Annotated in this window: 17 protein-coding genes; 14 read left to right on the top strand and 3 right to left on the bottom strand. The window is 58.5% G+C overall.

What is annotated here, in order from left to right; all coding sequences use genetic code 11:
- Positions 1-58 precede the first annotated feature (58 nt).
- The 7 genes from EN845_RS07575 to EN845_RS07605 all read left to right on the top strand — a co-directional run bounded on the left by EN845_RS07575 (position 59) and on the right by EN845_RS07605 (position 8,443).
- Complete coding sequence (locus EN845_RS07575; RefSeq protein WP_167531281.1) at positions 59-1,312, top strand: ABC transporter substrate-binding protein; 1,254 nt, start codon at positions 59-61, stop codon at positions 1,310-1,312.
- Between the two features lie 89 nt (positions 1,313-1,401).
- On the top strand, positions 1,402-2,298 hold the full coding sequence (locus EN845_RS07580) for a sugar ABC transporter permease (protein WP_127870960.1): 897 nt from the start codon (positions 1,402-1,404) through the stop codon (positions 2,296-2,298).
- A complete protein-coding gene (locus EN845_RS07585; protein WP_245511668.1) occupies positions 2,288-3,208 on the top strand; it encodes a carbohydrate ABC transporter permease in 921 nt (306 codons plus the stop codon). Before EN845_RS07580 ends, EN845_RS07585 begins: the two co-directional genes overlap by 11 nt.
- A 4-nt stretch (positions 3,209-3,212) precedes the next feature.
- Complete coding sequence (ugpC, locus tag EN845_RS07590) at positions 3,213-4,313, top strand: sn-glycerol-3-phosphate ABC transporter ATP-binding protein UgpC (protein ID WP_127870961.1); 1,101 nt, start codon at positions 3,213-3,215, stop codon at positions 4,311-4,313.
- A gap of 9 nt (positions 4,314-4,322) precedes the next feature.
- Complete coding sequence (locus EN845_RS07595) at positions 4,323-5,819, top strand: GMC family oxidoreductase (protein WP_127870962.1); 1,497 nt, start codon at positions 4,323-4,325, stop codon at positions 5,817-5,819.
- Positions 5,820-5,916: 97 nt separating this feature from the next.
- Positions 5,917-7,332: an aspartate ammonia-lyase gene (locus tag EN845_RS07600; RefSeq protein ID WP_127870963.1), complete on the top strand. Its 1,416-nt coding sequence runs from the start codon at positions 5,917-5,919 to the stop codon at positions 7,330-7,332.
- Positions 7,333-7,633: 301 nt separating this feature from the next.
- Positions 7,634-8,443 (top strand): IclR family transcriptional regulator, encoded by an 810-nt coding sequence (locus tag EN845_RS07605; RefSeq protein WP_245511669.1) that lies wholly within the window; start codon positions 7,634-7,636, stop codon positions 8,441-8,443.
- A 93-nt stretch (positions 8,444-8,536) separates the two neighbouring features.
- On the opposite strand, the gene EN845_RS07610 is transcribed toward EN845_RS07605, so the two are convergent.
- Positions 8,537-9,409 (bottom strand): dihydrodipicolinate synthase family protein, encoded by an 873-nt coding sequence (locus tag EN845_RS07610; protein WP_167531282.1) that lies wholly within the window; start codon positions 9,407-9,409, stop codon positions 8,537-8,539.
- 386 nt (positions 9,410-9,795) lie between these two features.
- Here EN845_RS07610 and EN845_RS07615 point away from each other — a divergent pair, with 386 nt between their 5' ends.
- The 4 genes from EN845_RS07615 to EN845_RS07630 all read left to right on the top strand — a co-directional run bounded on the left by EN845_RS07615 (position 9,796) and on the right by EN845_RS07630 (position 14,394).
- Positions 9,796-11,049 (top strand): ABC transporter substrate-binding protein, encoded by a 1,254-nt coding sequence (locus EN845_RS07615; protein ID WP_127870965.1) that lies wholly within the window; start codon positions 9,796-9,798, stop codon positions 11,047-11,049.
- A gap of 90 nt (positions 11,050-11,139) precedes the next feature.
- Positions 11,140-12,036, top strand: a complete 897-nt coding sequence (locus tag EN845_RS07620; protein ID WP_127871042.1) for a sugar ABC transporter permease — start codon at positions 11,140-11,142, stop codon at positions 12,034-12,036.
- Positions 12,026-12,898: a carbohydrate ABC transporter permease gene (locus tag EN845_RS07625; protein WP_127870966.1), complete on the top strand. Its 873-nt coding sequence runs from the start codon at positions 12,026-12,028 to the stop codon at positions 12,896-12,898. The genes EN845_RS07620 and EN845_RS07625 overlap by 11 nt, the downstream gene beginning before the upstream one ends.
- 86 nt (positions 12,899-12,984) lie before the next feature.
- Positions 12,985-14,394, top strand: coding sequence for an FAD-linked oxidase C-terminal domain-containing protein (locus EN845_RS07630; protein WP_245511670.1), 1,410 nt, complete (start codon positions 12,985-12,987; stop codon positions 14,392-14,394).
- 144 nt (positions 14,395-14,538) lie between these two features.
- Here the strand turns inward: EN845_RS07630 and EN845_RS07635 are convergent, their stop codons facing one another.
- Both EN845_RS07635 and EN845_RS07640 read right to left on the bottom strand, forming a co-directional pair.
- Entirely contained in the window at positions 14,539-15,201 is a 663-nt protein-coding gene (locus tag EN845_RS07635; protein WP_127870968.1) for an HAD hydrolase-like protein, read from the bottom strand.
- Positions 15,202-15,249: 48 nt separating this feature from the next.
- Positions 15,250-16,320 carry a LacI family DNA-binding transcriptional regulator gene (locus EN845_RS07640; RefSeq protein ID WP_127870969.1) on the bottom strand — a complete coding sequence of 357 codons (1,071 nt, stop codon included), beginning with the start codon at positions 16,318-16,320 and terminating at the stop codon, positions 15,250-15,252.
- A gap of 220 nt (positions 16,321-16,540) precedes the next feature.
- Between EN845_RS07640 and EN845_RS07645 the strand changes: the two genes are divergently transcribed.
- From EN845_RS07645 to EN845_RS07655, 3 genes are all read left to right on the top strand, one after another.
- Positions 16,541-17,842, top strand: a complete 1,302-nt coding sequence (locus EN845_RS07645) for an extracellular solute-binding protein (protein ID WP_127870970.1) — start codon at positions 16,541-16,543, stop codon at positions 17,840-17,842.
- A 95-nt stretch (positions 17,843-17,937) separates the two neighbouring features.
- Positions 17,938-18,876 (top strand): sugar ABC transporter permease, encoded by a 939-nt coding sequence (locus tag EN845_RS07650; RefSeq protein ID WP_127870971.1) that lies wholly within the window; start codon positions 17,938-17,940, stop codon positions 18,874-18,876.
- A complete protein-coding gene (locus tag EN845_RS07655) occupies positions 18,876-19,718 on the top strand; it encodes a carbohydrate ABC transporter permease (RefSeq protein ID WP_127870972.1) in 843 nt (280 codons plus the stop codon). The genes EN845_RS07650 and EN845_RS07655 overlap by 1 nt, the downstream gene beginning before the upstream one ends.
- The last annotated feature ends 8 nt before the right edge of the window (positions 19,719-19,726 follow it).

Below are 19,726 nucleotides of genomic sequence, written 5' to 3' on the forward strand. Positions count from 1 at the left end.
CCGCCCGATAACAGCGAAAATGCGACCGGGCATTTCAAACCTCAACAGGGGAATAACGATGACCAAACTCAAGAGAATGCTGCTCGCCGCCGCCCTCGGACTGCCGTTTGCGGGCCAGGCAATGGCACAAACCAAAATCGAAGGCCTGCATGTCTGGACGTCGGCGAGCGAGGTCGGGGCCCTGAAGGTGATTACCGACAAGCTCAAGACCATGGGCTTCGAATGGCAGGATAGCGCGGTCGGCGGCGCCAACGGTGCCAACGCCCAGCAGGCACTGCGCACTCGTGTCGCCGCCGGCAATCCGCCTGCGGTGATGCAGTTCCTCGGCTTCGAAGGACTGGGCTGGGCCAAGGAAGGCGTGCTGCGTTCGCTGAATGCCCTGTATGCCAAGAACAACTGGAAAGCCGCCCTTCCGCCGGTGATGCTGCAATTCCTGCAGCAGGATGACACCTTCTTCTCGACCCCAATCAACATGCATCGCCAGAACTGGGTTTGGGCGAACAAGGCCGTCTTCGACAAGGCCGGAATCGCCATTCCCACAAGCTGGGACGAGCTTATTGCCAGTGCCGAAAAGCTGAAGGCGATTGGCGTTACGCCGATCGCAATGAGCGACGAGAGCTGGCAGATCGAAGAGCTGTTCGAGTCCATGCTCATCGACGTGAACGGCCCGGATTTCTACAAGAAAGCCGCTATCGATCTCGATGAAACGGCGCTGTCCAGCCCGGAGATGATCAAGACGTTTGAACTGCTGGGCAAGGTGCGTGGATTGCATGACGCCGGCTTCACCGGCCGTGACTGGGCGGCTGCGACCAATCTGGTCGCCAACGGCCAGGCAGGCATGCAGATCATGGGCGACTGGGCGAAGGGCGAATTCCTTGCCAAGGGGATGAAGCCGGGTGTCGATTTCCTCTGCTTCCCGACACCGACCGCAACGCCGAACTACAAGTTCGTGTTCGATACTTTCGGCGGCTTCAAGATCAAAAATGCCGATATCGAAAAAGGGCAGGACGCGGTCGCCGAAGCGATCATGGACCCCGAGGTTCAGAAGAAGTTCAATCTGATCAAGGGCTCGATCCCGGCTCGTCTCGATGTGGCGATGGACGATTTTGACGACTGCGCCAAGCGCAGCTTTTCGGACCGCGTCGCTGCCATAAAGAACAACGCCATCTACGGATCGCTCACCGACGGCTTTGCCGTCGAGCCCCGGTTCTCCGGCGTGTTCCAGGACGTCGTCGGAAAGTTTTTCGTCACCGATATGAGCGCGGAAGACGCGGTCAAATCCCTGGTCGACGGGATCAACAACGCACGCTGAGGCGTGCGTTCGCTGCCGGGGCAATGCCTCCCATGAGGTCCCGGCAGCGCTTCCTCGCAGCTCCATTGACCCAACCTGAGGGCAAGCCGATGAGCAGATCCACCCCTTTGTCGAACCGTATCGAGAATTGGTTGCCACGGCTGGTGTTGGCGCCCAGCCTCTTGGTTGTGCTGGTTGCGGTCTACCTGTTCATCTGCTGGACGGGTTGGATTTCGCTCTCGTCTTCCATGATCGTGCCGAAATACGATTTCGTCGGCCTGAACCAGTATGTCCGTCTGTGGTCGACGCCGCGCTGGCACACGGCGGTGTTCAACCTGTTCGTCTTTTCAACACTGTTCCTGGCACTGACAACCGGCCTCGGACTGTTGATGGCAATCCTTCTCGATCAGAAGATCCGCGTTGAAGGCACATTGCGGGCGATTTTTCTCTATCCGATGGCGCTGTCCTTCATCGTCACCGGCACGGCCTGGAAGTGGATTCTCAACCCCGCTCTGGGCGTGCAGAAAGTGGTCAATGATTTGGGCTGGACCAGCTTCGTGTTTGACTGGATCGCACAGCCGACCTTCGCGATCTATTGCGTGGTGATTGCCGCTGTATGGCAATCGACCGGCTTCGCCATGGCGATCTTTCTGGCGGGCCTGCGCGGCATCGACAATTCGGTCATCAAGGCCGCCCAGATCGAGGGTGCAAGCCTGCCGCGGATCTACCGGACCATCGTCGTGCCGATGCTGCGCCCCGCCTTCCTGAGCGTGATCGTCCTGCTCAGCTATATCGCAATCAAGAGCTTCGATCTTATTCTGGCGCTAACCAACACCGGCCCCGGTTCCGCAACCGAAATGCCTTCCACCTTCATGTACTCCGCCACCTTCCGGCGTGACCAGATGGGCGTCGGTGCAGCCAGTGCGATGATGATGCTGATGACCGTCGCCGCGATCATCGTTCCGTATCTCTATTCAGAGCTGAAGGAGACCCGCGATGGCCACTAATACCGCGTCCTTGGCCACCAATCCCGCGCCCTTGGCTACTAAAGCCGCATCCTTCCGTCGGCAGCATCGAATCGGTCGTGCCGTCATCTACGGCAGCCTGTTCTTCATGGCCGCGTTCTACCTGATGCCGCTGTGGGTGATGATCACCACTTCGGTGAAGCATCTGGACGAGATCTATGCCGGCTCTTTTATCGGTCTGCCGCAGCAAATCACCTTCGACGCCTGGCGCACCGCCTGGTCGGAGGCTTGCAACGGGACCGCCTGCAAAGGACTGAAACCCTATTTCATCAACTCGCTGCTGTTGACGATCCCGGCCGTGATTATGTCGACCGGCATCGGCGCGATCAACGGCTACGTCATTACCAAATGGCGGTTTCCCGGCTCAAACGTGATTTTCGGGCTGCTGTTGTTCGGTTGCTTCCTGCCTTTTCAAGCCGTGATTCTTCCCATGGCGCAAACTTTGGGAATCCTTGGTCTCGCCGGGTCTCTGCCGGGGCTCGTTCTGGTCCACACGGTCTACGGCATCGCGTTCACGACACTCTTCTTCCGCAACTATTTCGTCAGCATTCCCGATGAACTTGTCAGGGCGGCGAAGATCGACGGTGCCGGCTTCATCAGGATCTTCGTATCGATCATGCTGCCGGCGGCCCTGCCGATCATCGTCGTGTCCTGCATCTGGCAGTTCACCCAGATCTGGAACGACTACCTGTTTGGTGCCTCATTCACCGCCGGTGAGAATGCCCCCATCACCGTAGCCCTCAACAACATCGTCAACGTCTCGATGGGGCGCAAGGAATACAACGTCGACATGGCTGCCGCCATGATCGCCGCGCTGCCGACCCTTTTTGTCTACGTCGTCGCTGGACGATATTTCGTGCGCGGCCTTACCGCCGGCGCCGTGAAAGGCTGATGCTATGTCAACTCTTGAAATCGATCGTGCCCGCAAGCTCTATGGTGACCTCGAAGTTCTGAAAGAGGTCAGCATCTCCATCGGAACCGGTGACTTCCTGGTACTGCTCGGCCCTTCGGGCTGCGGCAAGTCCACCCTGCTCAACATGATCGCGGGCCTGGAAGAGATATCGGGCGGAGAAATCCGTATCGCCGGCAAGGTGGTCAACGACCTCTCGCCGAAAGACCGGGATATCGCGATGGTGTTCCAGTCCTACGCGCTGTACCCCACCATGACTGTGCGCCAGAACATCGAGTTCGGCATGAAGATACGCGGAGTGTCGCAGGCCGAGCGGGATAAAGCCGTGAAGACCGCGGCCGACCTGCTCCAGATGACACATCTTTTGGAGAGGAAGCCGTCGCAACTGTCCGGTGGCCAGCGACAGCGTGTAGCGATGGGTCGCGCGATCGTGCGTCAACCCAAGCTGTTCTTGTTCGACGAACCTCTCTCCAACCTGGACGCCAAGTTACGCGTCGACATGCGCACGGAGATCAAGCGTCTCCACGCACGATTGGGAACAACCATCGTATACGTCACCCACGACCAGATCGAGGCCATGACGCTCGCAACGCGCGTCGCCGTGATGAAGGACGGCGTGGTCCAGCACCTCGACGATCCGCAGTCGGTCTACGACCGGCCGGCAAACGTGTACGTGGCCAAGTTCGTTGGCTCGCCATCGATGAACATCATTCCGGCGAAGCTCGAGGTGAAAGAAGGTCGCGCGGTGGCTGTGATCGACATCCCTGGAGCGGCGCCAACTCAACTCGCCGGAATTCCGGTCTCATCGCAGGCGGCCGCCAAATACGCCGGGCGCAGTGTCCTTGTCGGGATCCGTCCTGAACTTTTCAGCGTCGCCGGCGCGCAGTCTGCGGAAAAGTTGTCAGTAAACATCGACGTTGTCGAGCCCACCGGACCCGACACGCTTGCCCTGTTCCAGGCAGGCGGCGTCGAGGTCACGGCGCGCGTGCCACCACGGGCCGTCGCAGCCCGCACGCCCGCGACCCTCGCTGTCGAAACTGCCAAGATCGTGCTGTTCGATGCTGAGACCGAACAACGAATAGATTGAGGCGCCGACTTGGATCAGACAGCAGATATCGTCATCATCGGGTCAGGGATCGGAGGCGCGTCCCTGGCCTACAGCCTTGCCGATAGCGGCAGGCGCATCGTAATCCTGGAACGTGGCGAGCACCTTCGGGATACCCCCGAGGCGCGCGACGACAAAGCGATATTCCTCAAGGGATTTTACCGATCGAGCGAAGAGTGGGTTGGGACCGACGGCGAGGCCTTCCTTCCGGGCAATTATTACTATGTCGGCGGTAATTCCAAGTTCTTTGGCGCGGTCTTGTACCGCTACAGACTGGAAGATTTCTCGCCTCGCCCTCACATGGATGGCGCCTCGCCAGGGTGGCCAATCACCTATAACGAACTCGAGCCGTGGTACGAGCGGGCCGAGACGATCTTCAAGGTGCGCGGCGATGCCTCACAGGATCCGACCGAGCCGCCGCGCTCAAGCCCCTACCGCTTTCCCCCGGTGCAGGACGAGCCGGCCATCGCCGCTGTGCGGGCTCGCCTGAACGGGGCAGGAGTGCACCCCTCCAGTCTTCCTCTGGCCATCGACATCGATGAATGGCTTCGCCGCGCCAAGACCGGATGGGATGCGTTTCCCAATACCGGATCCGGCAAGATCGATGCCGAGGCCGGCCCGCTGGCGGCGGCGCTCAAGCATGGCAATGTCAGCCTCTTGACTGGGGCCAATGTCTTGCGCCTGGAGACTGATCCGGCCGGTCAGCAGGTGATTGCCGCGGTGTTTGTGAAGGATGGCGTTGAGCAGCGCATCAGCGCTGGCGTTTTCGCCGTTGCGGCCGGCGCCGTCCAGACCGCGGCGCTGCTGTTGCGGTCTGCCAATGCCGCGCACCGGCGCGGGCTGGCCAACGGCTCCGACCAACTCGGCCGCAATTTCATGAACCACAACACCACCGCCATGCTGGCGATCGATCCGCTATCCGCTAATACATCGGTTTATCAGAAGACGCTTGCGTTCAACGACTTCTACAATGCCGATCCGGAGACCGGATTTCCGCTGGGAAACGTCCAGTTGCTTGGACACATTACGGGAAACATCCTGAAGGCCAACGCACCATTGCTGCCGCGCTGGCTGGCCGGACTGATTGCCCGCAATTGCTATGGCTGGTTCCTGACCAGCGAGGACCTGCCCAATCCCGACAGCCGCGTCACGGTCAGCAACGGCCGCATCGTCATGCATTGGGTGCGCAGCAACATGCGGGCGCACGAGACCCTCATCCGCAAAACGCGTCACATCATGCGCACGGCTGGCTTCCCCATCGTGCTCACCCGAACCTTCGGCAGGAAGACGACCTCGCATCAGTGCGGCACCGCTAGACTTGGAAACGATCCGCAGACGTCGGTCGTGTCCACGGATTGCCGTTCGCACGAAATCTCAAACCTCTATGTAACCGATGCTTCGGTGCTGCCTACATCGGCGGCTGTGAATCCCGCACTGACCGTCGCGGCCCTCGCCATCAAAGCTGGCGCCGCAATAAAGCAGAGGTGAAGGCGTCGCCTGCGGTCGTCAAGCCGATCTGCTGTCCAGAGGCAAGTGATGAGGCGGTGCGTCGTGCCGGGATTTTGTGCTGAGAGAGGTAGCAATCATGTTTGTCGAACGCATCGAATCCGATCTGATCGGACCGCTCGCTATCCCTGGCAATGTGCTCTACGGCGTGCACACCCGTCGGGCGGAACAGAACTTTGATGTATCCGGGCTGCGCCTGAGGGATTTCCCCGAGCTCATCCAGTCGATGGCCATGGTGAAAAAGGCCGCCGGCCTGGCGAACATGGAACTCGGCCTGCTTTCGCCCGAAAAGACAGAGGCCATATCGGACGCCTGTGACGAACTGATCGGACTCCGTGCGATCGAAGAGAATTTCCCCGTGGACATGATGCAGGGCGGAGCCGGCACGTCCACGAACATGAACGTCAACGAAGTTGTGACGAACCTGGCCTTGATCAAGCTCGGCGCAGCCGTTGGCGACTATACAAGACTCCACCCCAACGACGACGTAAACCTCTCCCAGTCGACCAACGATGTGTATCCGACCGCGATCCGCCTCACTGTGCTGCGAGCCTGCGAGGGGCTGGTATCCGCACAGGTCGGTTTGCGTGAGGCCTTCCGCGCGAAAGCGCTGCAGCACGCAAATGCTCTGAAGGTCGGCAGAACTCAGCTTCAGGATGCCGTTCCGATGACAGTCGGGCAGGAGTTCGGGGCCTTTGCCGAACTGATCGACGAGGACATCATCCAGCTTCAATCGGCATCGAGGTTGTTGCTGGAAATCAACCTCGGCGGATCGGCGATCGGCACGTCGATCAACGTGCCCCGCGAATTCCCCGGCATCGTTTGCCGTCATCTGTCGCAGATATCCGGAATCCAGCTTATCGCCGCGCGCAACTTTATCGAGGCAACGTCCGACACCGGCGGGTTTGTCTCCTTTTCAGGCATGCTGAAGCGCATTGCGGTCAAGCTGACCAAGATCTGCAACGATCTCCGTCTTCTGAGCAGCGGACCGCTCGGCGGCCTTGGGGAGATTCGTTTGCCGCCGGTACAGGCCGGCTCTTCCATCATGCCTGGCAAGATCAACCCGGTCATTCCGGAGATGATGAATCAGCTCAGTTTCCAGGTCATTGGGAATGATCTTGCCGTAACGCTCGCCGCGAGCGCCGGGCAGCTCCAGTTGAATGCGATGGAGCCGGTGATCGTCTTGAATATCCTGCAGTCCATGCGGTTGTTGACCAAAGGAATGCGGATTTTCAAAGAGCGCTGCATCGACGGGATCGAAGTCGATGAGGATCGCTGCAAAGCCTTGCTGGACCAATCCCTTGCTTTGGCCACGCCGTTGGCGAAGCTCATCGGCTACAGCAAGGCTGCCGAATTGTCGAAGCGCGCTTTGGCTGGCAAGAGAAATTTGCGCCAAGTCGTTGAAGACGAGGGTGTTCTGCTGCCTGAACAAATTGAGCAGATATTCGGTAACAGTGCCGAGTTCGCGGGTCTCTCGAACGCCGCCTCGGCTTGAAGCGCAATCGGCCTCGCTGCGATAAACGATAGAGAAGGAAAAGGCCGGCGCCCTGCGCGTCGGGTGGCGGTCAGACAATCATCGACTCTTGTTCGACTGTGTTGCCTGATGTTTCGGTGAGTGATATCGTTGTTTGGCAGGTGTAAAATACGAGTCGCTTCACCCATTGTCGAGGTTTCCCGTTCGGGCATTGGGGCAGCGGGACCGCTTCAGCACTGAATATCTCTGATTGAGCGCTTGCTGACTTAGGCAACGGCCAATTTTGCTGGCGTCTGCCCATGCCTCATTCGGAGTTGGCTAGTTGACAGAACCATCACAAAATTTGACCGAGAAAGTCCGTTTCGACGCTGTTGATCGGACGATGGCGATCCTGCGCGTCCTTGAGAAGGCGGAAGGGCCATTGTCTCTATCCGCGATCGCCAGGGAGGTTGACCTCGGTAAACCAACGACGTTGCGATATCTGGCAAGCTTGGTCGGCCATGGGGTCATCGAGCGCGTCGACGGAAATGGCTACACGTTGGGTATCGACCTGTTTATGCTGGGACAGAAAGCGTTGCACCGCCGTGACATTCGCGCCGTGGCTCGCCCTTATCTGCAGAAATTGTATGAACACTTCAATGAAACCATAAACTTGGCACTGCTAGTCCGCCAGGAAGTCGTGGTCGTCGACAGTATCGAGACAACACAGATGCTGAGGCAGGGCGGGGCGGTTGGTTCAGTGAATCCCTGGCATGCGTCATCCCTGTCCAAAAGCATATTGGCGTGGCTCGATCGCGGCGAGGCCAACCGGTTGCTTCAGCGGTGCAGTTTTGACCGTTACACGCCGCGGACATTGACCAGCGCAGCCAAGGTCCTGGCCGAATTGCCGGAGATCGTCGAACTTGGTTACGCCGTGGACAATGAAGAGGCCACGATAGGCAGCAGGTGTGTCGGGGCAGCGATATTCGATGCCTCGGGTCGACCGATCGGAGCAATTAGCATCTCCGGTCCGACGACCCGCGTTGTTGACGATGCGATCCCGTCCGTGGGGGCCCATCTGGTCGAGGTTACTGCGCAACTGTCGCGAGCAATTGGATTCCCCGGCAGAAGGGATTCCCGCGTCGGCGCTTGAGAATCGGACGCCATCGCTAGCGGAAAAATCGCGTACTGTAGAGAGGCGGGATCGTCTACCTCGAGAGTGAGACGACCCGCCCAGAAAATCTTCTTATCGCAGTCCGGCGACCCTGAGAGCGTCGTCGATGGCCGCTTTATCAGTTTCGCCAATCCGGTCCAGCGGACGGATGGGCGTCCCGACATCCCGGCCAAGCATGCCGATCGCGTACTTTATGCGGGTGGGAAAATTGGTTGCCTGACTGACTTCGCGGCAAATCGGGCCGATGGCTTTGGTCAACTGCATCGCTTCTGCGATATTGCCGTCCTTGAACGCCCGATAGATATCGACGTTCTGCTTCGGCAATACCGCGTGAACGCCGCAGATCGAAGCCTCCGCGCCCATCACATAGCCGGCAAGTGTGATCGGGTCATAGCCGGCAGCTATAGTCACGTGATCGCCGACAGTCTGCACAAGCTCCCCTATGTTCTGGAATACACACTTGATTGCAATGACTTCAGGCAGGCGAGCAATCGTCTTCAAGAGATCGACGGAATAATTGAAGTGGTCGTAAAAGACGATTGGCAACTCGGATGCGGCAGCCACATCTGTGATAAATGCAAGCGCCGATTCGTCTGTCATGCCGTTGTAAGTCGGTGGGCAGAGTAGCAACGCGGCGGCGCCTGCCTCTTTCGCAAGCAGAGACCGGTGAATGGCGTCCTTGGTCGTATCGGGGATGATGCCGGCGATGACGCGCAGATTGCTCTTGGTCGTCGCGGTGCGGATCAAGGTCGCCAGCTCCTCGGCGTTCAGCTCGTTGCCGGATCCGGTGCTGCCGCCAATGATGATTACCCTGATGCCGGATGCTTCCATGAACGAAAGTTCGCGTTCAAAGCAATCGAAATCGATTGTCTCATCGCGGTTAAACGGCGTGACGATCGGTGTAATAACGCCTCTGACTTCTTCGCGCCTTAGTGCTTCAACCATTTGCATTTCCTGCTGAGAGGGATCGTTGTGAAACCAGAGGACCGCTCGGCCCCGGCGTCGATGATGTGCTCGGGCGGTCGCCAATGTTTCATTCAATGAAACTGTATATTGACTAGCGCAAAATCGCTCTGCCGTGGAGCCTTTGTCAAGAAGAATTTCGATGAGTGATTCTGCCGGAAATTTTCGGCTATCGCAGTGGCTGCGCCTTTGTGCATCACATAGCGTCAGTTTCCTGCCGAGTGCGCAATTGCTGGCACTGTTCCGTTGTATGAACCTCTATACCGGTGAGCGGAAAACCTACATGGCGAGCTTACCGGGGCAGGCGCGGGACGCAGGTTGCAAGCGCTCTGTACTCATCGCAATTCGGAGATAGTTGGGGAGAGGAAATGCGTAGTCGGACTCTGTTACTGGCCGCCGCCATATGCGGCATGATGTCTGCCACGGCCCAAGCGGAAGAAAAGTCCATTGAGGTCATTCACCATTGGGTGTCCGACAGCGAAGTGGCCGCGGTCAATACGATCAAGCAGGAGCTGGAAAAGCGCGGTGTCATCTGGAAGGACGCCGCTATAGGTGGAGCAAATGGTGTCAATGCGGAGCAATCGCTCCGCGCACGAATCGTCGCCGGCAACCCACCGGGCGCGATGCAGATGCTGGGCTACGACGCCTCGACCTGGGCCAAGGAAGGCGTTCTGCGGGACCTGACCGATTTGGAAACCGCGAATGGCGGCGCTGACTTGATCCCGCCCGACTATAAGCGTCTTGCGGCGCCCGACGGCAAGTGGGTCGAGGTGCCGATCAATCTGCATCGTTCCAACTGGATCTGGGCAAACAAGAAGGCGTTCGACGCCGCGGGTATAGGCATTCCGAAAACCTGGGACGAGCTCATCGCGTCGGGCGAAAAGTTGCGCAAGGCGGGTATCATCCCTCTGGCAGCCAGCGACGAGGCATGGCAGGTCGCCAAAATCTTCGACAGCCTTATCATCGATTTGAATGGACCCGAGTTTTACACGCGGGTCGCGCTCAAGGTTGACGACAAGGCCATTCGCAGCCCGGAAATGGTCAAGGTTTTCGAAAAGCTGCGCCAGGTAAGGGGTCTCGTCGACGACAATTTTGTCGGCCGTGACTGGGCTGTTGCGAGTGAAATGGTGGCGAGCGGTAAAGCCGGCATGCAGATCATGGGAGATTGGGCGAAGGGCGAGTTTCTCGCAAAGAACCTGAAGCCCGGCGTGGACTTCCTGTGTTTCCCGACCCCCACGTCAACGCCGAATTTCCTTTGGGCGATGGACTCGTTCAGCATGTTCGAGACCACCGATCCGAACCTTCGGGCCGCGCAGGACGAACTGGTCAAGGTGATCCTCGATCCGGAAGTGCAGATAAAGTTCAACTTGATCAAGGGGTCGATCCCGCCTCGGCTCGGTGTCGACATGTCGAAGTTTGACGAATGCGCCAAGCAGGCCGCAGCGGACCTCAAGACGGCGATCGACAACAGATCGTTCCTCGGCACCCTGTCTGGCGGCTATGCCGCCGAACCTCAATTCGCTGCGATTTTCAAGGAAGTTGCAGGGAAGTTCTTCGTGTCGGACATGAGCGCGCAAGATGCGGTGACGCTTCTCGCGGACGAAATCGATAACGCTCGTTAGGCGTGATTGACAACGACCGGAAGGCCGCCGATGGCCTTCCGGCTGGCGTTCTGCTTGAACCTGAATTGGCCGGGCAATTCGAGGAATGACATGGTTCGAAGGACGGATATCAAGCGATACTTCGCCGCCCAGTTGCCAAAAATCGTTCTGGCTCCGAGCGGATTGATTATACTCGTAATTACGTACGGATTCATCGCGTGGACTGCAAGTATTTCGCTTAGTTCATCCAGGGTGATGCCGATATACGATTTTGTGGGTCTGGAGCAGTTCATCCGTCTTTGGTCGACCCCGCGGTGGTACATAGCCGTCAAGAACTTGTTTATCTTCTCGGCACTCTACCTGTCGATCGCGACTTTCTTTGGCCTTTTCATCGCCATTCTCCTCGATCAGCGGATTCGGGCGGAAGGCTTTCTCAGAACCGTCTTCCTCTATCCGATGGCGCTGTCATTCATCGTTTCCGGCGTCGCCTGGAAATGGGTCTTGAACCCCGGTCTCGGCATCCAGAATGTGGTTCGGAGCTGGGGCTGGACCTCCTTCACATTCGATTGGCTGGTGAATCCCAACTACGCCCTCTACACCGTCGTCATTGCCGCGGTATGGCAGTCGTCCGGCTTCGCGATGGCCATTTTTCTCGCCGGCCTGAGGGGGATCGACAATTCGATCATAAAAGCCGCTCAGATGGAGGGCGCTTCTCAGGTCCGCATCTATGTCAGCGTCGTCGTGCCGATGCTTCGACCGGCGTTTCTCAGCGTCGTCGTCCTGCTTGGCCAGATCGCCATCAAGACGTTCGACCTCACATTCGCCCTGACGAATGGCGGGCCGGGCGGGGCAACCGAGATGCCGTCGATGTTCATGTTTTCCGCGACGTTCGAAAGAAACCAGATGGCAGTCGGCGCGGCGAGCGCGATGATGATGCTGGCCGCGGTGGTGGCGATTATCGTTCCGTATCTTTACACCGAACTTCGGAAGCCAGCCAATGATCATTAAGATGCGCAAATTCGAGCGCTACGGCGGCAGGCTGTTTGTCTATGGCTGCCTGGCTTTCCTGGCTACGCTCTACCTGGTGCCGCTCTGGGTCATGTTGATTACGTCGTTCAAGCCACTGGATGAAATCTATTCCGGCTCGCTTATCGGCCTCCCAAAGCAATTCACGTTCGAAGCGTGGTCGAAAGCCTGGAGCACGGCTTGTATCGGCACCAACTGTGTCGGCCTTTCGCCCTTCTTTCTGAACTCGCTGATCATTACTGTCCCGGCGGTTTTCGTGTCCACGGCCATCGGCGCCATCAATGGCTACACGCTGGCCAAGTGGAAATTCCGCGGGTCAGACCTTTTCTTCGCCTTCATGTTGTTTGGGTGCTTCCTTCCGCTGCAAGCGGTCCTCCTGCCTATTGCACGAGTGCTCGGCATGTTGCATTTGTCGGGGTCCACCGCGGGCCTCATACTGGTTCACACGGTCTATGGTATCGCATTCACGACAATGTTTTTCAGGAACTACTTTGTCTCGTTCCCTGATGAGTTGACCAAGGCGGCTTTGGTCGACGGCGCTGGCTTCTTCAGGATATTCTTCAGCATTGCCCTGCCTACGGCCATTCCTATCGCCGTTGTGTGCTGCATCTGGCAGTTCACGTCGATATGGAACGATTTCCTGTTTGGCGTATCGTTTTCCGCTGGTGGAAGTTCACCGATCACTGTTGCATTGAACAACGTCGTGAACGTAACCCTTGGGCGCAAGCAGTATAACGTGGACATGGCGGCGGCACTGATAGCCGCGCTTCCGACGCTGATCGTCTATGTCCTGTCTGGAAGGTACTTCGTCCGGGGCCTGACGGCCGGCGCGGTAAAAGGATAATCGCGCCGCCAACAGCCAGCCTGCGATCTCCACCCGGTCAAATGAGCCAGCACAGGTATACTCAGTCGATGGGATTTCCAATATCAGTGTCGAAGCATCCGCTGCCGACTGCCTTTGTCCAAGAGATCGCAAAGCTGCTTGGCGACCGCTTCACCACCAACACGGCGCTCAGGCAGCAGCACTGCGGCGGAGAGGGGTTCCACGCGGTTGAAGCACCAGACGCCGTCTGCTTTGCCGAGAGCGAGGCGGAGGTCGCGGCGATCCTCAAGAACGCCAATGCCCATGGCGTAGCGGTCATTCCCTTCGGAGCCGGAACTTCGTTGGAAGGCCATTTGAGCGCCGTCCACGGCGGAGTAAGCCTAGATGTCAGCCGCATGAATCGAATACTTGCTGTGCATCCCGACGATCTGGACGTGGTCATCGAACCTGGCGTTACGCGACAGGCGCTTGATAGGCATCTGAAGGATCTGGGGCTGTTTTTCCCCATCGATCCCGGCGCGGAGGCAACGATCGGCGGGATGGCAGCTACGCGTGCGTCCGGCACCAATGCCGTGCGCTACGGTACGATCCGCGAGAACGTACTGTCCTTGCGAGTGGTATTGCCCGATGGCCGGGTCATCAAGACAGGGAGCCGGGCTCGAAAATCGTCGACAGGCTACGACCTGACCAAGCTTTTCATCGGCTCGGAAGGCACTCTCGGCATCATCACACAACTAACCATCCGCGTGCATGGCGTTCCAGAGGAGACGGTTGCAGCCGTGTGCGGCTATCCATCATTGAAGGCCGCGGTCGACACTGTCACTCAAATAATTCAGCTGGGCCTGCCGATTGCGCGAGCGGAGTTGATGGACGAGCCCGCCATGCGGACATGCGTCGATTACTTCAAGCTCGATTATGAAATACGGCCTACCTTGTTTTTCGAATTCGCCGGCGCGCCCCAAGCTGTTGCCGAACAGATAGCTACCGTCGGGGCGATATCCGCCGAAATGGGGGGAGGCGAGTTTCGCTGGGCAAAAGATCAGGAGAGCCGGGAGGCCCTGTGGCGCGCGCGCCATCGCATGCACAATGCGTTGTTGGCCAGCCGTCCCGGCGCGAAGGTGATGCCCACGGATGCTTGCGTGCCGATCTCCCGACTGACGGAATGTGTCGTGGAAACGAAGGCCGACATCGAAAAGGCCCCGTTCTTTGTGTGTCTGAACGGACATGCGGGCGACGGGAACTTCCACCTTGGTCTGGTCATCGATCCGGATAGCCATGAAGAATACGAGATCGCGAGCGCCATCAGTTCCCGCTTGGCCTATCGTGCCTTGACAATGGAAGGAACCTGCTCCGGGGAACATGGCATCGGATTGGGCAAACTCAGATATATGGAAGCCGAACACGGGCCTGCCCTGGACGTCATGCGCGCTATCAAGAGTCTTTTTGACCCGAACGGCATCATGAATCCCGGCAAACTCATTCCCGGGTTGGCTCCGCGGGGCTCAACAACGTCGTAAGCCGGCAGGGATGTAATTAATAGGCGTCTGGATGCTCACGGCGCGGTTCTAGAACCCGGGTCGCGCCCACTTTGCAGGCTGTAAGATATAGCGATTGAAAGCTGGGGGCCGAGGACGCTTCCGGCAAATCCGCGATGCGTGGACTCAAAATCCAAGCAGTCGGGTAGCATCAGTCAGGTCGGGAAGGGGCAGGACTTCTTCCGGGAAATTCGTTGGCGATGGGCCGTTGCGGATTCCCAGGAACGGTATTCCCAGTTCTATCGCAGCCGAACATTCGGTGATGGAATCGCCGACAGCCACCACCGTTTCCCGGGCCAGGCCCAAGGCAAGGATCCGGGTAAAAGCCTCATGCTTTTTGGTAGGCGCGCCGATGACGATTTCGAAATAGGAATCCAGGGCGCGTTGTCGGACGATCTCGACAAGTTCTTCCTGTGGCGTACCCGAGACGACAAAAAGCCGAGAGTGATCGCGAGCCGCATCCAGCAGCGATTTGGCTCCCGGAATGAAAGGTGCGGAAAGTACCTTCTTGAAGACGATATCCGTGAACCTTTGGGATAGGAAAGAAAGCCTCTCCTCGGTCGGCTCCTGGCCGAGTATCGTTTTGTCAAAATGTTTGAACTTTTCCCGGCGCGATACGCCTCCATGCATGCGCTGATAATCCAGGATGAAAGCAGCCCATTCTTCGCCGTGCCCGGAATAGATTTCTGCAAAAGCCTGAGCCTTGATCTCGGCCGAATCCAAGATGACGCCGTCGAAATCGAAAATTATTGCCGCAGGGCGGGCCGGAAGAAGTGTCTTATGGGGCAACGCCTTACCTCTTGATCACACTGTTTCCGGGGCAGCAGCGCCGATGGTCTACACGGCGCTGGCGAGGCGCAGTTGCTTCAGGCCTCGTGGTGGGCAGGCGGATTTTCTCACGATTAGATGAGAGTCCAGCCGCACAAAGCGAGGAGACTCCCCTGTCGAGAGCGACATGTGAAGCATATCGGCGCTCAGGCGCCCCATCTCTTCGGCAGGTACGGCAATCGTCGTCAGCGGCGGGTCCAACTGTGCAGCATACTCTGCGTCGTCGAACCCCACGACGGAGATATCCTGGGGAATGCGAATCCCAAGCCGGCGGCTTTCGCTGAGAGCACCGAAGGCAACCACGTCGGTATTGCAAACCAATGCGGTTGTGTCGGGATATTTATCCAGCAGGGCGCGCATCGCTTCGGCGCCGTCGCGAATGGTAAAGTCGCGAATAATAATGTTCTCCTCACCCTCCAGTTGCCTCGCCGCGATGAAATCCCTGTAGGCGGCAATTCGGGTGCGCTGACGATCGCTCCCCTTAGGACTGCCGGCGATCATGGCAAAATTTCTATGACCAAGATCCGCGAGATATTCCATCGCGCTCTGGGTAGCGGCGTAGTTGTCGAAGCCGATGCAGGGCACGATCTCCTCTGGAATATAGGAGTAGGTCGTGACGACCGGAATATGCGGCTCCTTCAGGTAGCGCACCAATGCCGGATCCTCTATCGCGCCAACCAGCAGCAGCGCTTCGGCGCCGCGATCGACCAGCGTCTTGACCTTCTCGAACACGTTGGCGTGCTCGAAACCTGTCGTGGCGACAATCGTGATGTAGCCATGCTGGGCGAACGTATCCTGGAAGTGATTGATCATCTTTGCAAAGATGGCGTAGTCGAGCGTGGGAATGGCAGCGCCGACAATGTGTGTCTTGCGCGAACGAAGCGCCTTGGCGGCCGGATTGGCGGCGTAGCCGAGGCGTTGCGCGGTCGCCAGCACACGCCGGCGCACATCCTCGCTGACTACATCGGGCAGGTTGAAGGCTCTCGACACTGTCGCGACGGATACGCCTGCCTCCCGGGCAACATCGAACACACCAGCTCGTTTCTTGAGCCTTGGCTGTTTCGTCTTTTTACCGGGCATACGCCGCCACCGTGATCGTTGGTTTCATCGACCTTCAGCCTTTGTCTTCGACTTCGCCCGCCTTGACAAGTCTTAAAGCGCTTTTGGTGAAATCGTTTACATATTTCAAGAATGGCGCTTGACAAGGGGTAGCAGGGTCGTAAAAATGAAAACGTTTACACGATTTGGGAACGCTAAGGCGTACTCGTTTCGCCTTGCATGAAAACAGGAGGAGCAACAAGTGACCGCCCCGATCAGACTGCCCTTTTCCCGTCGCAGCTTTTTGAAGGCTTCCGCCGGTCTCGCCGCGGCGATGGCAGCGTATCGCGCTTCATCCGCCTATGCGGAGGAGGTGACACTCAACATCCTCAACAGCAACTCGGTGTGGGCCGGTGCCCTGACCGACCAGGTGGCGAAGGCCTATACGGCCGCAAAGATCACGGGGGAGTCCAACCCATATGAGTCCCACTACGAAAAAATGCTGATCGAACTCTCGCAGGGGTCGGAGACGTTCGACATCATCACCACCGACAGCCTCTGGGTTCGCCAGCCGCAGCGCAACAAGTGGGCGCCGACGATGGAAGACATCAAGGCCGCAACCCCGGGTCTTCCCGACATCAACTACGGGAACGTCACCGAAGGCTCGCTCCAGTACTCGATCTATCAGGGCAAGCACTACGGCCTGCCGCTTGCCATGACAATTCCTGTGTTCATCTATCGCCGGGACCTGTTCGAAAAGGCCGGCATCGACAAGGTGCCTGTCACCTGGGATGAGTATGTCGCGGCCGCCAAGAAGCTGCACAGTTCGGATGTGGCCGGAAACACTCTGTGTCTGGGAGGGCAGGACGCCCACATGTCCGGCGACTGGATGACCCGTGTCATGGGCATGACGAAGCTGGCGCCCACGGATGACGGTTGCTTCAACGATGCCAATGAACCCGTCTTCAATTCGGAAGGGCAGGGCGAGCATGCCATCGAGCGGCTGAAGGAGGTCTTGCAGTATTGCCCGCAGGGCGTGTCCGGGTTCGACTATCCTGAAGGCCAGTCGGCGATCGGCCAAGGCACGGCAGCCATGATCATATCCTGGTCGGACGCGCTCTCCGGAATTGAAAGTGGTCCGCATGCTGGCAAGTTCGGCTACGCCGTGGCGCCCACGGAGAAGTTCCAGCAGTCGATGATTGGCGGCTGGACCGTGGTGTTGAACGCCGCGAGCAAGAAGCAGGCCGAAGGCTACAAGTTCCTGGCTTGGCTTGCCGATGGTGGCTACAAATATTTCTCGGAGGCTGGCGAAACCTCGATTTGCTACAAGCCGGATCTGGAAAATCCCGAGATGATCAAGAAGATCCCCGGGCTCCATGTCTTCGAGGACTTCAAGACCCGTGGCACGCAGCCGATCGCTATCCCGCCGTATCGCCTCACCAACGCGGTGGAAGTGCAGCGGGCAATCTACGAGGAAGTCCTCGCCGGCGTGACCGGGCGAAAGACGCCCAAGACAGCCATGGTCGATGCCGTTGATCGAGCGGCTAAGCTCGTCAAGGGCTGAAGTCGCAGCACCGGTGCGTCGGGATATCCCGACGTTCGTTGAACAGGAAAGCGCCGCGGGCGGATGCCCGCGTGCGCCCTGGAGACCAAGGAAACATGACAGCCAGCTTAGAGAGTTTGCCAATCGCAAGCGACCGCGCTCAGCGCGCCGGGGAGCGCTACACGGGCATGGTCCTGCTTGCGCCGACCATGATCATCATGACTGTCGTCGGCCTGTTTCCGCTCCTCCACTCCCTCTACATGAGCATCACTGGCTACAGGCCGGCGGATCCTGACAAGTTTCAGGGATTTGTCGGTCTCGGCAACTATGCGGATGCGCTCACCGACGCCCAGTTCCTGCATTCAATCCTGCTGACGTTGCTGTTCACGGTGCTCTCGGTCGGACTGTCCCTCACCTTGGCGATTCTGCTGGCCCTGCTCTTCAACCTCAGGCTCAGGGGTTTCACCGTTCTAAGGACCATCATCATCGTGCCGATGCTGATCACGCCGATCGCGGTCGGCATCACATGGCGCATCATGATGATGCCCGACCTCGGGGTGCTCAACTACTTGCTCAGCCTCGCAGGTATCCCGCCGCAGCCGTGGGCCGGTGAGAAAATCAGCGCCATGGCTTCCATGGTGCTGGTCGACGTCTGGCAGTGGACGCCGTTCATGTTCCTCATCATCTTTGCCGGCCTGTCGGCGCTGCCGAAGAGCCCGTTTGAGGCAGCGGCAATTGACGGCGCCTCGCCCGTTCAGACCTTCTTCATGGTCACGCTTCCGATGCTGAAGCCGGTAATCGTCATCGCCAGTCTGCTGCGGATCGTCGACGCCATCCGAACCTACGATACCGTCTACATCATCACCCGAGGCGGGCCTGACTTCGCCACCGATCTGCTCAGCATCTATCTGGCGCGCGTCAATTTCCGTTTCTTCAATCTCGGATATGGCGCGGCACTGTCCTGGCTCACGCTGCTGATAATCCTGGCCGTGGTTCTGATCTTCGTGAAGTACACCGGCTTCATGCGCATGGTGAACGAAAAGGAGGCACGCTGATGTCGAGTTCGACTGCGCCACGTGGATCCCTCTTCGGCGGCATCGGCTACTATCTGCTGGCCCTGATCGCGACTGCTTTCTTCGCCTTTCCCATCGTCTGGATGACGCTGTCTTCGCTCAAGTCGGATGTCGACATATCGGCCTATCCGCCGAAATGGATCTTTTCGCCGACACTGGAGAGCTTTCGCAAGCTTTTCACCGAGCTGAATGCGATGGATGCCTTGATCAACAGCACCTTCATCGTATGCCTCGCCACGCTGTTTGCAATGATCGCAGGCACGCTCGCTGCCTACGGGCTGGCCCGGTTTGACGTGAAGAACAAGAACTTCATCGCCTTCGAGGTGCTGTCGATCCGCATGCTGCCGCCCATGGTGAGCGTCATCCCGCTGTTCATCATCGCCAAGCAACTCGGCATCTTCGACACACCGTGGCTGTTGATCGCCGTCTATACGCTGAACGGCTTGCCGTTCGTGGTCTGGGTCATGCGCGTCTTCATCCAGGAGATTCCGCAGTCGATCGAAGAGGCCGCGCTGATCGACGGTTGCAGCCGCTTCGAGTGTTTCTGGCGCGTAACCTTGCCGCTGCTTTTGCCGGGCCTCGCGGCGACCATGGTCATCATCTTCATGTTCGCCTGGAACGAATTCCTGCTCGCCAGCATCCTGACCTCTTCGGAGGCGCGCACCTTGCCTGTGATCGCGGCCAGTTCGATCAAGGCCAAGGCCATATCGTGGGGGTTGGGATCGGCCGCGGGCGTGCTGATGTCGTTGCCGGTCGTCGTGCTCGTGCTGTTGATGCAAAAATACCTGGTCAGGGGTTTGACCCTCGGCGCCGTGAAGGGATGAGGAAGAGA

The organism is Mesorhizobium sp. M8A.F.Ca.ET.202.01.1.1 (genome assembly GCF_004791595.1).
Lineage (GTDB): Bacteria > Pseudomonadota > Alphaproteobacteria > Rhizobiales > Rhizobiaceae > Mesorhizobium.

Excerpts from the sequence above, each read along its gene's own strand:
- EN845_RS07575 (WP_167531281.1), top strand. The coding sequence starts at position 59 with ATGACCAAACTCAAGAGAATGCTGCTCGCCGCCGCCCTCGGACTGCCG.
- EN845_RS07580 (WP_127870960.1), top strand. The coding sequence starts at position 1,402 with ATGAGCAGATCCACCCCTTTGTCGAACCGTATCGAGAATTGGTTGCCA.
- EN845_RS07585 (WP_245511668.1), top strand. The coding sequence starts at position 2,288 with ATGGCCACTAATACCGCGTCCTTGGCCACCAATCCCGCGCCCTTGGCT.
- ugpC (WP_127870961.1), top strand. The coding sequence starts at position 3,213 with ATGTCAACTCTTGAAATCGATCGTGCCCGCAAGCTCTATGGTGACCTC.
- EN845_RS07600 (WP_127870963.1), top strand. The coding sequence starts at position 5,917 with ATGTTTGTCGAACGCATCGAATCCGATCTGATCGGACCGCTCGCTATC.
- EN845_RS07610 (WP_167531282.1), bottom strand. The coding sequence starts at position 9,409 with ATGGTTGAAGCACTAAGGCGCGAAGAAGTCAGAGGCGTTATTACACCG.
- EN845_RS07615 (WP_127870965.1), top strand. The coding sequence starts at position 9,796 with ATGCGTAGTCGGACTCTGTTACTGGCCGCCGCCATATGCGGCATGATG.
- EN845_RS07620 (WP_127871042.1), top strand. The coding sequence starts at position 11,140 with ATGGTTCGAAGGACGGATATCAAGCGATACTTCGCCGCCCAGTTGCCA.
- EN845_RS07625 (WP_127870966.1), top strand. The coding sequence starts at position 12,026 with ATGATCATTAAGATGCGCAAATTCGAGCGCTACGGCGGCAGGCTGTTT.
- EN845_RS07640 (WP_127870969.1), bottom strand. The coding sequence starts at position 16,320 with ATGCCCGGTAAAAAGACGAAACAGCCAAGGCTCAAGAAACGAGCTGGT.
- EN845_RS07650 (WP_127870971.1), top strand. The coding sequence starts at position 17,938 with ATGACAGCCAGCTTAGAGAGTTTGCCAATCGCAAGCGACCGCGCTCAG.
- EN845_RS07655 (WP_127870972.1), top strand. The coding sequence starts at position 18,876 with ATGTCGAGTTCGACTGCGCCACGTGGATCCCTCTTCGGCGGCATCGGC.